A 12,448-nucleotide genomic window follows, 5' to 3' on the forward strand; every position below is an offset into this window, starting at 1 on the left:
ACACAAAGCACACAAAGAAGCCACAAAAGTACACAAAGATTATCCGTACTGTTCCTGCCAGGCTTTTTTCATCTGTTTATAGTCAGGATCTTTGCTCACTTCCAGATACTTATCGTAAAAAATTTGGGCCGATTCTGCTTTAATCGGATCTTCGTCGCGCGGCAGTTGAGGTCGCCCGTGGGCGCCCGAACGACCTTTCTGGTCGGCAGGAACCGGACCGTCGTATTTCTTGCCGGTGCGGTGATTAGCATAGCGACGGGCGCGGGTATAGCCCATTTGCAGAAACTTACGGGCCATATCCATGCCCACGAAATCGCCCTGTTGTTTATAGGTCAGAAAGAGCTTAAAAATAAGTTCGGACGATTTGCGGGCCATTTCCGGGGTCTTGAATCGCCAGTGAGGCAGAATTTCGGATTTATAGGGCTGAACCAGCAAGACACCCATTTCGCCCTTGCCAACTCGGTAAAGTTCGGGATGGTCGCGCAGGTTCAGATTTCGATAGTCAAGGTCGTAGTTAAACGCTCGGTCGCTGGCTGGCATAGTACTCATAACATTGATTACTGCTTAACTCGAAAACTTGCCAAAAGGATTGCCCAAACGGCTGATCTGATGGCATTGCCCGGTGCTGATCAGGGCATACTGTGCCCCAAACTTCTCTTTCGTACCCGGTTTAACAGATAATAATCAGCTCCCTGGATAAGTGCTACTAGCAGTAAGCCAAACAAAATAGGGATACCTAAGCGACTGAATGCCTGTTGTAGTGCGGTCAGTGCTTCATTCTGCGCTGCAAACAGTATACTGCCGGTCAGAATAAGAGTTAGGGACAGGCCTAATCCATAGAAAAGAAAAAGTCGGGCTTCGCGACGGGCAAGGGACCGTTGCTGAATCTGACGGATCACATTGGGGGCAAACGAATGGCTTAACGAATGGGCTGGTTCATTCGACAGTTCGGTAAACAGTCGCTTATATAAGAGAAAATCTTCATCCGATTCATTCAATGATTCGGTTCTTTGCTTCGCCCGAACTTGTTTGTCGAGCCATTCCTGTAGCTGCGAGTCAGTACGTTTATCCATGTTTAGGTTGTTGTTTGTCGTGTTGTTCCAGCGCCTGTTTGAGTAGTCTCCGGGCCCGGAAGAGGTAGTTTTTTACAGTACCTTCGGGGAGAGAGGTGATCGTTCCAATTTCCTGATACGATAGCTCGTCCAGATGATAAAGCGTTACTATAGTTCGGTAATGAACGGGCAGTTTGGCAATCTGTGCGTGCAGAAAGGCGTGCCAGTCGACAGATGCCAACAACTCGTCGGGGCTGGTTAATTCGGTCAGCGCTTCTGCATCGGTCAACTGGTCGAGCGAATGATGGAGGGCCTCATGGCGGTTTTTTTTCAGGTAGTTGATACCGGTTCGGTAAGCGATGGTCGCAATCCAGGTCGATAATTTTGAGTCGAACTGAAAATCAGGCAAATGCTGATATACCTTGATGAATACTTCCTGACATACATCTTCGATGTCGGCGGGGTGATGAATGATTCGACTAATCATATGCAATACGAGCCGCTGATAACGCTCGACCAGCACCTGATAGGCCCGAACATTACCATCTACGATCTGGCGCACTAACAGTTGTTCATCATTCATTGGTCTGTTAGACAGTAGCCTTGCCTGAAATGTTGCAGTTTCTAAAAAAAAAGAACGAACTGCAACATTCCGGAGAGTAGAACTGTCTCATGGGCAAAAGCTATCATAATCCAATGGAACAACAGTATGGTTTACAGGGCGCTTATGTCATTCTGGCAATTGCCTTTGGTGTTTATCTAACTATGCGTCCGCTTACGACGTATCTGCTCCGTCGACGACTTATGGAGCTCGGGCAGTGGAATGAACAAACGCTTCGGCAACTGGAGTCGGAAAACCAATCGCCAGCCGAAAGCCTGAAGTGGGGATTAATTCTACTCTTTACGGGCATTGGTCTCATTGTCGTTTATTTTCTGCCGGTGCCGCCCGATTCGAGTCTGCCGTATGGAGTCATTATGGTGTCTGCCGCGCTCGGTTTCCTGCTTTATTATGCCATTATATCATCACGTCTTAACTCACATTAACCCCCTTTTCGATATGGCAATTACATCAGAAGTGACCGCATCTGAGCAGAAGCTCCGGGGCTTTTCAATGATTACGGCACCCTTTTTATTCATGCTCTCTACTTTTTTCTGGGAAAACGGCGAATACACCATAACTGGTGGCACCATTCTGGTCGTAGCTACGGTATTCTGGATACCAGCACTTACGGGATTGTTTGCCAGAATAAAGCACCTAATGCCAATATACGCAACGCTCGGGCTCCTGGTGGCTATTTTTGGCTGTATTAGTGGGAATAACTTTGGTATGCGGGGAATTTATGCCGATGTTTTTGGTATTTCCAGACAGGCTCTGCTGCAGCAGGCGGCCGCTCATCCGGTAAGTTTCAATATCACCATGTTTATGTCGGGACCATTGTTTCCGCTTAGCCTGCTAGTCCTGGGGATTGTTTTTCTGCGCAAAAAAGTAGTTCCCGTCTGGGTCGGCGTTCTACTCTGTCTGGGCGCAGTTGCGTTTCCGGTCAGTCGTATTTCACGTATTGAATCGGTGGCACACGTGGCCGATGTGCTACTGTTTATTCCGATCGCTTATTTGGGCTGGCAACTACTGACAAAATCGCATCAGGGGGCCAGCCATACCATTTTGGATTCGGGCTCATACTGAAAAAACGCCCGCGTTTGCCCGGCCCGGCTTAGGTGCAGATATTCCATCGAAAGCACCCGGCATTCAATCACCGCAAAGTTTTTACGACCTTCTTCACTTTCTTGTTCAGTTGGCAGGTTTTCGCCAAAATGCACTGGAAAACCCGGATAGGGGGTCGGTTGCTCAGTTCCCGGTTTCAACTCGGATAGATATAACTTTCGATTTCCGGTCCAGAGCGCACGCCATTGATCATCAGCTACATAGTCGTCGGTATGTAGCCGGGTTTCTACCATTAGCCGGAGCTGAAGCTGTTTTTTGTTATCCCAGAAAAGCAATGTAGCTGTTGGAAACGCTTCCAGTTGAATAACCTTTTCGGAGCGGGCATCTGTATGAAACCAGACATATTTACGGCCGGCATCGACCTGGCGTAGCACAACCATGCGGGCATCGGCCCCTTTGCTGGTGCAGGTGGCAACGGTCATAAACTTAAACGGGTCCTGTTCGCTTTCGGGTGCCGATGCGAGTTGCTGCCAGCTAGTGTGTTCAAGCTCAGCGAGTGATGGTACTTTTTTTTGAGTGGTTTTGGCACCGCTTGGTTGCTCAGAAATGGGCATAAATCAGGTCGATCAGCATATGAACGTTAACGGGCAGGAGACTTTTTTTGTTTGCGGTGTAAGTTTTTAACTAAACCGGCGACTAACAGGGTAAACAAAGGCAGTAATGGAACATGAGTTTATCCAGACAATTAATGCCCATGCCGGAATCGTACATAGCGTGTGTCGACTCTACAGCCGGGAACTGGAAGACCGCAAAGATTTATATCAGGAAATCGTATTGCAGCTCTGGCGGGGTTTTTCAACATTTCGGGGCGAGTCAAAAGCGTCTACCTGGATTTATCGAATAGCACTCAATACGGCCATTTCGTTGGTTCGACGCCGGTCGCGGCAAATTGTTTCGACTACTGCCGATGGAGAACTGCTAGCAACCAGTCAGCTGATTGATCCGCCACCAGACAATGAGCCCATGCAGCAGTTTTATGAGGCCTTGGAGCAATTGTCGCCAGTTGAAAAAGCAGTTATTTTTCTATATCTGGACGATAATTCGTACGAGCAGATTGCAACAGTTCTGGGAATATCGGTCTCGAATGTGGGCGTAAAACTCAACCGGATTAAAGCGAAATTGAAGAAAATCGTTGCTGAAGACAACCTATAAATCAAGAATGAAATGGATATCGACGAATTAAAAGCAACCTGGAAACGCCACGAACAAAAGCTGGATTCGACCGAGCGATTGAGCCATCAACTGTTGCAACTTGTATTACGAAATCGCTCGAATGGCACAATTGATAACATGATTCGGGAACTTCGCCTGGCCTTTTCCGTACTAACGGGCTTAGTGCTGTTCTTTAGCGCCGTTCTGGCCGGAAACCCGTTCGATTATACCCGGCCCATTCATTTTCTGCCTGCCGTATGCTATCTCATCATTGCCGTATCGGGACTTTATTTTTTGGTGAAACACCGTACTGATCTTCAGAAAACCCGACTATTGACTCACGACCTGTATCACGCACTAGCCGATCTGATTCTGTTTCGAGCCCAGCACACGAAACTAATGAAACGGGTCTGGATGTTGGCTATGCTGGCCGGATCGATGATTATGGTACCCGTAATTGCCCGTAAGTTTACGGATGGCTGGCAGAATACGCTGTTGGTTATTTTGTTTCCGATGGTGCTGACGGCTGTTTCGATCGGTCTGGCAACCTTGGCCGGTATGTTCACCGACCGTTACCTCACCGAACTGAAAGGGCAACTTCAGGAGCTCGAAGAATTGCGGTGATGGGCTCCTATACGGGCAATTTATGATAACCAGAAGGGCGATTTATTGGTTAAGTAAATAAATCATCAAGCTGTCTGCGGGCACTTTAAATCTCCGATGTGTTATCATAAGTCGCTGGCTATCAAAGCCGCAGAACTCGAAGCCCGCTATGAGGCTGTTCTTCCCGATACGGCTGATTTTCAGCCTGTTTATCATGCCAATGCATACCAGTTTCCGACCTGGCCTATTCTGACTCATCAGCAACCCAACCAGTTTCGGATGCTGCGCTGGGGGTTGATTCCTCGGTGGACCAAAAGCCAGGAAGATGCCAGTGAAATTCGCACCCGAACCATTAATGCCCGTGCCGAAACCATCTACGAAAAACCGTCATTTCGGGGGGCTGCTCAAACAGGCAAACGTTGCCTGATTCCGGTAACGGGCTTTTATGAATGGCACACCATCGGTAGCAAAAAATTCCCATTTTATATCAGCACTACCGATCAGAAAATTGCCTCGATTGCGGGTTTATGGGACGAGTGGCCCGATCCGGAAACCGGCGAACTGATTCAGACCTATACGCTGCTCACAACGGATGCCAATCCGTTACTGGCCGCCATTCATAACTCGAAAAAACGGATGCCATGTCTGCTGAGCAAAGACGACGAACAGGCATGGTTGCACGATGACCTGAACGAAACCGATGCTTTGGCGTTATTAACTAAACAGTATCCAGCCAGTCGGTTGCACAGCTATAGCATCGGCAAACGAATTACGTCGCGTACGGAACCTAGCGATGTTGCTGAAGTAATGGACCCGGCAACGTATCCGGAGCTTAAAAATCAGTCTGCACTATTTGCTTAAGTAAGCTCTTCCATTTGTTCACTACGTATACCGCTTATGTAGTAATATGGGAAAAATCTTATTTCTGGCCTTTGTTTTGCTTGATAATTGTCTTTTTCCGAGAAGCTTCCCCGAAGAAGTTTCTTCGCTCATCTTGTTTTATTGACCTGACTATGAAGAATCTAGTACAAACGTTATGGATAGGAACCGTACTATTAATCGCATCCGAATCGGTTCAGGCTCAGTTCCCCACTCTTCCGGGTAGTGGACAGAAACCGGCTCCTGCCATTCCTGGCACATCGAGTGACAACACTCCTCGCGGTAATGCCAAACTGACGGGTATAATTGTCGACTCAACCACAAAACAACCTGTTGAATTTGCCAGCATTGCCCTGATCGACACCAAAACCAATAAGCCCATTGATGGCACTGTTGCCGACGAAAAAGGACGATTTACGCTGAATAAACTGCCCGAAGGTAATTTTCGGCTTCTGATTTCATTTGTAGGCTATACGAATAAGACCATAGCCCGTATTAAACTTAACCGAAAAGGTGATACTGATCTGGGAACTATTGTTTTATCGCCCGATGTGCGAACGCTGAAAGAAGTTGAAGTGGTTGGGCAGGCGAGTCTGATCGAAGAAAAAGTCGATCGGCTGGTCTACAATGCCGACAAGGATATTACGGCCAAAGGGGGCGATGCTACCGAGGTGATGCGAAAAGTGCCATTACTAACGGTTGATCTGGATGGGAATATAAGTCTTCGTGGTAATAGCAACGTTCGGGTGCTGATCAACAACAAACCTTCGACCATTGTAGCCAGTAGCGTGGCGGATGCCCTCAAGCAGATTCCGGCCGATATGATCAAAACAGTGGAGGTAATTACCTCGCCTTCTGCCAAGTATGATGCCGAAGGGTCGGCTGGTATTATCAATATCATCACCAAGAAAACGACTATTCAGGGATTTACCCTAAACGTCGATGCCGGGGCTGGTAACCGGGGTAGCAATCTGGGGCTGAACGGTAATTTGCGGACCGGTAAAATGGGCTTCAGTTTGAGCGGATTTGGTCGGGCTAACTATAACGTAATCGGTAAATTTGCCAATACGCAGGAAACGTTCGGTAGCAGCGGCACCACCCGAACCGAACAATCAGCCGACACCCGTAACCACGGTATTTTTGGGCATTATACGCTTGGCTGGGATTATGACATCAGTAAAAACAGTGTCATTACAGCGAGCCTCCGCTACGGCACTCGTAACAATTTTCAGAATCAGGATAACTTCCTGACCAGAACAATAACACCCAGTGGGTATTTTCCGAGTCTAAGCATGCGTAACGTGGTGACGAAAGATTTGTCGGGTACGGTCGATGCCAATATCGATTATACACGTACCTACAAACCACAGCAGGAACTGACGGTATCGGCTCAGTATAGTCGCAATAACCGTAATAACGACTTCACCGCCGATATTTTAAGCAACGCCGATTTCTCAACTATTGCCGCCCGCCAGCAAAACCTGAACAATAGCTATAATCAGGAAACAACACTTCAGGGCGATTATCAGACCCCAATTGGTAAAAACCAATTGATCGAGTTTGGTGGTAAGGGAATTTTTCGGCAGGTAGAAAGTGCCTTTAGCTATAATTATGGCATAGGAACCGGCGAACTAACTACCGACCCGACTCGCACGGCCAACACGCTGAACTACGATCAGACCATTGGTGCTGGGTATGCATCCTATACGCTGACGACAAAAAAGAAATATACCGTCAAGGCTGGTGCCCGCTACGAATATACAACCATTCATGCCAACTACAGTCAGAATCAGCCGGGCGAACTGGGTGGAGCAGCCGGGCAGGATCTGGGCATTCCTAACTATGGGAATCTGGTGCCGAGCATCAATATTTCGAAGACGCTTAAAGGAGGAAAAACAATTAAACTGGCTTATAACCGTCGTTTACAACGGCCGGGTATCCAGTTTCTGAATCCGAATGTCAACACCTCGAACCCGACAAACATTACGCAGGGAAATCCGCTCTTATCGCCCGAACTGACCGATAACTTCGAATTCAGTACGAGTGCGTATGTAAAGAGTGTTTATCTGAACGTATCGCTGTTTGCCCGCCAGACCAACAATTCAATCACAAGCGTTCGGGATACCGCAACAACCAGCGTAGGGCGAGCCATCCGAACCACGTATCAGAACATCGGTAAAGAGTCGGCCTATGGCGTAAACGTATTTGGTAATGCAACCCTGTTCTCGAAATGGCAGATTGGCGGAGGGGTCGATGCGTATTATGCCTATCTGACCAACAACAGTTCGATTTATATTTATAACGCAACCAACTCGGGCTGGGTTGTTACGGGACGGTTCTTTTCCAACCTGACACTTAAAAATGGCTGGGGCGTTCAGGGCTTTGCCTTTATGCGAGGCCGTCGGGTGCAGTTGCAGGGCTATCAGGGTGGTTTTGCTTTCTATAGCCTTGGTGTGAAGAAAGACCTGAAAAACAAGCGGGGCAGCTTCGGTATTGCGGGCGAAAATTTCTTTAACCACCCCTTCACGATTCGTTCGGAGTCGAGTTCGCCGATTTTTACGCAAAACAGCATGACCAGCCTCTACAATGCCGGTATCCGTGTCACCTTTAGTTATAAACTGGGTAAGCTAAACTTCGATCAGCCGCAACGCCGGAGAGGGCGTTCGGTTGAGAATGATGATCTGAAAGCCGGAGAAACTGATAATAATGGTGCGGTTCAGCAACAACAGCAGCAACCTGCACCGGGTGGTAACCGCACCGGAGGCCGGCCGAGGTAGAAAAGCAGGGAGAGCGGGGATTGCGTAGAACTACCCCGCTCTCCCCGCCCTATAGCAACGCTGCACCAAAAACACCGGCGCTGTCGCCTAGCTTGGGTTTTAAAAAAGGTGTGTTCAGTTCACCCGAATTGAACACATATTTTTTTGCCCGTTCAACACCTTCTGTGTAAAGTAAATCGACGTTTCCTACACCACCACCCAGCACAATGGCGTCTGGGTCGAGAATATTGACGATTACCGAAATGGCCCGGCCGAAATATTCAAGCATTCGGTTTACGGTTTGACTGGCGAACAGATCACTGCCTGCGGAATAGTGTTCCATGATCTCTTTCATGGTTCGTTCGGCTCCGCTGATCTGCTGATAATAGCGCTGAAGGGCAGGCCCCGAAATAACCTGTTCAGTGCAGCCGCGCTTCCCGCAATAGCACGGATACCCGTTTTCTTCCAGAATATTATGCCCCCATTCACCACCAATACCTTGTAGGCCATTCAGCACAAACGGAGCTCCATCGCGACCCTTCACAACCACCCCTCCGCCAACACCGGTCCCCATAATTACACCAAATACGGTCTGGAAATCAGGAACAACGTCTGGAACGATACCCATGGTTGCTTCGGCCAGTGCAAAACAGTTGGCATCGTTGGCCACGGCTACCGGAACGCCCAGCAAACGAGCCAGATCCTGCTTCATGGGGCGACCATTCAGAACCGTCGTGTTACAGTTTTTCATGGTTTGCCGGGCCGGGTCGAAGGTACCGGGCGTGCCGAAGCCGATGCGGTCGGGAGTCAGGCTGGTTTCGGCTTTTAACAGATCAATAAGTCGTACAATCTGCGACATAATGTGATCGTAGCCTTTATGCGCTTCGGTATCAATACGTTTACGAATAATAACGGCGTCGGGCGAGGGGGCGGAAAGTATAACACCTTCTATTTTGGTGCCACCCAGATCAATTCCCCAGTAGTTCTGCATTTAAAAAGTAAGATTGCTGATTGTAGGTATGAGCGTGTCTGTAAACTATAGTGTCTGGCTAGCTGTTTATACTCCTTTTTATGAGGTAAATGAGCCGACCCAATAGGCAAAATCAATACGGTTAGGTACTCCCCGATAAACTATTGGCGTATAAAACACAGTGTAGTGCTTGTTTTCGTTCTGCTTTTTCGGAATTTCGCCACCTAAACGGATTTGGTTTCAAATCAACAATCATTAATCCAGAATCAAAAATTCAATATGCTAACTCCGGGTCAGAAAGCGCCAGATTTTACACTTTTTAATAGCGAACGAAAAGAAGTATCGCTTAAGGACTTTGAAGGGAAAAATCTTATTATTCTATTTTTCCCGATGGCCTTCACCAGCGTATGCACAGCCGAGCTATGCGAAATGCGCGATAACATTACTACCTATGCCAAGTTGAATGCCGACATTGTTGGCATTTCGGTCGATTCACCATTTACACTAGCTAAGTTTAAAGAAGATCAGAAATTACCATTTAACCTTCTTTCCGATTTCAATAAAGAGGTTTCGCAGGCCTACGATACTTATTACGACACATTTGTCATGAATCTGAAAGGAGTAAGCAAACGCTCAGCTTTTGTTGTCGATAAAACAGGCACCATTCAATATGCCGAAGTTCTCGAAAGTGCCGGTGATGTTCCTAACTTCACCGCCGTACAGGAAACGTTAGCAAATCTTAATTAATGATAAATGATGAATGATAAATTTCGGGTTTACCCTCAATTCATCATTCATCATTCAACACATGGCCTGGTATCATCATTTTTTTTACGGCTTGCCGCAACGTGCCTGGAAAGCCGCTCAAACCGAAGAGCAAACCCATCTGGAACTGGAGCTGCTGGTGGAAACACTGGAGTTTGGCCCAGGCGATCGTTTGCTCGATGTGTTTTGTGGGTATGGCCGGCATGCATTGCCATTGGCGCAGATGGGCGCTCAGTTGACGGGAGTTGATATTTCGGATGACTATATCAACGAGCTCAGAACAACGGCATCGGCAGAACGTTTGGCATTGACGGCAATTCAGGGTGATTTTCTGACAATGCCTGTTGGCGAGTTGCAGACAAGTGCTCTATTTGATGCTGCCTATTGCATGGGCAATAGTTTTAGTTTTTTCCCTTACACTGATATGCTGGCTTTTGTCCGGCGTATTGCCGGTCTGCTAAAACCTGGTGGACGATTTCTGGCGCATACCGAAATGATAGCTGAATCGGTATTGCCCGATTATCAGCAGCGAAACTGGCTACCGGTTGATGCCGAAGGAGAAGAACCAATCCTGCTTCTGGTCGAAAATAACTATGACCCTACCGAAAGCCGGATCGATTCGCATCTGACATACGTTCAGGCAGGCGTTACTCAGACCCGAACGGCTGAGCATTACATTTACACCCTGGCCGAACTGATACGTATCTTTACAACGGCTGGTTTATCGGTTTCTGCATGTTATGGAACGGTTGAAGGGGACCTATATGAATTAGGCGATCAGGGCGTTTGGCTGCTCGCTGAAAAAGCCTGATTGATAGCCTATTGGCCGATTCGTCGGAAGAGTGGATAAATAAGTCGCTTAACTTCATAATATATGTTCTTATGAAGTATTCGGCGAATACAAAAAGCGCGCAAAATTTATTTTTTTTAGAATATTTACATTAACTGTGGACAATATAACCATAAATGCGTAGTTTTCAGGCCATTTAACACCGTTAACTCAAGACTGATTACCTACTAATTTATGGAAACCATCGAGCGTAAGCCGCGTTCACGCGAGAACACCCGCTCGGGAATCATAGGAACGGCAAAAGCAATTGCCCGTCGTGAGGGATGGCAAGCCGTTTCTATTCGTAAGATTGCCGACGCTATAGAGTACAGTGCGCCTATTGTGTATGAATATTTCGATAGCAAGGATATACTGCTGGATGAAATCCGAAATGAAGGTTTTCGGCATTTGCGTCAGGAATACGAGCGTATCCTAAAACTGTATCGTGATCCGGAAAAACGATTGTACGAAATTTCACTTATTCAGTGGGATTTTTCGCGTCAGCAACCGGAAATTTATCAGGTAATGTATAACCTCAATGGTGCTTATTGCACGCTTCCCGTTCACGAATCGGAAGCCATAAAAGAGGTTGGCAACATTGTCAGAGAAATTATTTTCTCGTTCATTCCAAAATCGAAAGAAAGTATCCAGAAACTATACTTCGAGTGGTGGGCTATGTCGCACGGTATGATTATGCTGGCGATGATGCTCAAAGATCAGCAGCCTGTCGACCAGTCGGAGCAGGTATATCGGGATTCGATGCGTCGATTTGTGCGTACGTTGCGATAATTTTCTGTAGTTACCTGGCCGTTTTCAATCATGCAGGTTGCGGTGATTGGTGCTACAGGAATGCTCGGCGGACCTGTAACCCACGAATTGATCCATGCTGGTTTTTCGATCCGGATAATTGCTCGGGATGTTGTAAAGGCTGTACGGCTATTCCCCAATACACAGGTTGTTGCCGGTGATTTACGATCGGTAGAGGGGTTAGTTACGGCTCTTGCTGGCGTAGAGGTCGTTTACCTGAACTTATCCATCCGACAAACCGAAAAGCAGGCCGAATTCCATACGGAAGGTCAGGGGCTATGGCATCTGATCGAAGCCGCTCGCCAGGCTGGCGTAAGGCGTATTGCCTATCTGTCGTCGATTGTTATGCGCTACCAGGGCATGAATGGTTTCCGGTGGTGGGCATTTGACGTGAAGCAGGAAGCTGTCCGATTGATCAAAGCTTCGGGGATTGCTTTCAGTATTTTTTATCCATCCTGTTTCATCGATTCAATTAACCAAACCCAGCGGGCTGGCCGGTTTGTGTTGTTGGTTGGCCGTTCAACGGTTTGCCCCTGGTATATTTCGGCCAGCGACTACGGAAAGCAGGTCGTTCGGGCCTTGCAGATTGCCAAGCCCGGCCAAAATCAGGAATACGTCGTTCAGGGGCCAGAAGCCATGACTCAGCACGAGGCTGCCGAACGATTCGTAAGGGCCTACCGGAAAGAAAGCCTTACGCTATTAACCACTCCACCGTTGTTGTTAAAATCAGGACGTTTGTTTTCGGCTCAGGCCGACTATGGCTGGCATATTACCGAAGCTATTAATCACTATCCTGAGGTTTTTGAAGCTGGTCAAACCTGGGCTGATTTGGGTAAGCCCCAAACAACAATTGAACACGTTGCGGCTGAGCTTTCTTCGGCAGTTCATGGCCGTGAACCTAAGTAGATTCAA

At 47.7% G+C, this 12,448-nt stretch carries 15 protein-coding genes; 10 read left to right on the top strand and 5 right to left on the bottom strand.

From position 1 onward, the window contains the following. Positions 1–39 precede the first annotated feature (39 nt). The 3 genes from WBJ53_RS12810 to WBJ53_RS12820 all read right to left on the bottom strand — a co-directional run bounded on the left by WBJ53_RS12810 (position 40) and on the right by WBJ53_RS12820 (position 1,635). Complete coding sequence (locus tag WBJ53_RS12810) at positions 40–540, bottom strand: DUF4385 domain-containing protein (protein ID WP_338877187.1); 501 nt, start codon at positions 538–540, stop codon at positions 40–42. 89 nt (positions 541–629) lie between these two features. Further along, on the bottom strand, positions 630–1,073 hold the full coding sequence (locus WBJ53_RS12815) for a hypothetical protein (protein WP_338876521.1): 444 nt from the start codon (positions 1,071–1,073) through the stop codon (positions 630–632). After that, positions 1,066–1,635, bottom strand: coding sequence for a sigma-70 family RNA polymerase sigma factor (locus tag WBJ53_RS12820; RefSeq protein WP_338876522.1), 570 nt, complete (start codon positions 1,633–1,635; stop codon positions 1,066–1,068). Before WBJ53_RS12820 ends, WBJ53_RS12815 begins: the two co-directional genes overlap by 8 nt. Before the next feature lie 113 nt (positions 1,636–1,748). On the opposite strand from WBJ53_RS12820, the gene WBJ53_RS12825 reads away from it, so the two are divergent. Beyond that, on the top strand, positions 1,749–2,096 hold the full coding sequence (locus WBJ53_RS12825) for a DUF6249 domain-containing protein (RefSeq protein WP_338876523.1): 348 nt from the start codon (positions 1,749–1,751) through the stop codon (positions 2,094–2,096). Positions 2,097–2,109: 13 nt separating this feature from the next. Then, complete coding sequence (locus WBJ53_RS12830) at positions 2,110–2,736, top strand: hypothetical protein (protein ID WP_338876524.1); 627 nt, start codon at positions 2,110–2,112, stop codon at positions 2,734–2,736. On the opposite strand, the gene WBJ53_RS12835 is transcribed toward WBJ53_RS12830, so the two are convergent. Further along, positions 2,694–3,329 carry a pyridoxamine 5'-phosphate oxidase family protein gene (locus tag WBJ53_RS12835; RefSeq protein WP_338876525.1) on the bottom strand — a complete coding sequence of 212 codons (636 nt, stop codon included), beginning with the start codon at positions 3,327–3,329 and terminating at the stop codon, positions 2,694–2,696. The genes WBJ53_RS12830 and WBJ53_RS12835 overlap by 43 nt on opposite strands. Before the next feature lie 106 nt (positions 3,330–3,435). Here WBJ53_RS12835 and WBJ53_RS12840 point away from each other — a divergent pair, with 106 nt between their 5' ends. The 4 genes from WBJ53_RS12840 (at position 3,436) to WBJ53_RS12855 (ending at position 8,186) form a co-directional block, all read left to right on the top strand. After that, a complete protein-coding gene (locus WBJ53_RS12840; protein WP_338876526.1) occupies positions 3,436–3,927 on the top strand; it encodes an RNA polymerase sigma factor in 492 nt (163 codons plus the stop codon). Between the two features lie 12 nt (positions 3,928–3,939). Then, positions 3,940–4,551: a hypothetical protein gene (locus WBJ53_RS12845; RefSeq protein WP_338876527.1), complete on the top strand. Its 612-nt coding sequence runs from the start codon at positions 3,940–3,942 to the stop codon at positions 4,549–4,551. Between the two features lie 96 nt (positions 4,552–4,647). Next, on the top strand, positions 4,648–5,391 hold the full coding sequence (locus tag WBJ53_RS12850) for an SOS response-associated peptidase (RefSeq protein WP_338876528.1): 744 nt from the start codon (positions 4,648–4,650) through the stop codon (positions 5,389–5,391). A 152-nt stretch (positions 5,392–5,543) separates the two neighbouring features. Continuing rightward, positions 5,544–8,186, top strand: coding sequence for a TonB-dependent receptor (locus WBJ53_RS12855; protein WP_338876529.1), 2,643 nt, complete (start codon positions 5,544–5,546; stop codon positions 8,184–8,186). 49 nt (positions 8,187–8,235) lie between these two features. Here the strand turns inward: WBJ53_RS12855 and WBJ53_RS12860 are convergent, their stop codons facing one another. Continuing rightward, a complete protein-coding gene (locus WBJ53_RS12860; RefSeq protein ID WP_338876530.1) occupies positions 8,236–9,156 on the bottom strand; it encodes an ROK family protein in 921 nt (306 codons plus the stop codon). Positions 9,157–9,414: 258 nt separating this feature from the next. Between WBJ53_RS12860 and WBJ53_RS12865 the strand changes: the two genes are divergently transcribed. The 4 genes from WBJ53_RS12865 (at position 9,415) to WBJ53_RS12880 (ending at position 12,442) form a co-directional block, all read left to right on the top strand. Continuing rightward, positions 9,415–9,882, top strand: coding sequence for a peroxiredoxin (locus tag WBJ53_RS12865; RefSeq protein WP_338876531.1), 468 nt, complete (start codon positions 9,415–9,417; stop codon positions 9,880–9,882). Between the two features lie 61 nt (positions 9,883–9,943). After that, positions 9,944–10,711 (top strand): class I SAM-dependent methyltransferase, encoded by a 768-nt coding sequence (locus WBJ53_RS12870; RefSeq protein WP_338876532.1) that lies wholly within the window; start codon positions 9,944–9,946, stop codon positions 10,709–10,711. 213 nt (positions 10,712–10,924) lie between these two features. After that, positions 10,925–11,518 (top strand): TetR/AcrR family transcriptional regulator, encoded by a 594-nt coding sequence (locus WBJ53_RS12875; protein ID WP_338876533.1) that lies wholly within the window; start codon positions 10,925–10,927, stop codon positions 11,516–11,518. 30 nt (positions 11,519–11,548) lie between these two features. Continuing rightward, on the top strand, positions 11,549–12,442 hold the full coding sequence (locus WBJ53_RS12880) for an NmrA family NAD(P)-binding protein (protein WP_338876534.1): 894 nt from the start codon (positions 11,549–11,551) through the stop codon (positions 12,440–12,442). The last annotated feature ends 6 nt before the right edge of the window (positions 12,443–12,448 follow it).

The organism is Spirosoma sp. SC4-14, from assembly GCF_037201965.1.
GTDB lineage: Bacteria > Bacteroidota > Bacteroidia > Cytophagales > Spirosomataceae > Spirosoma.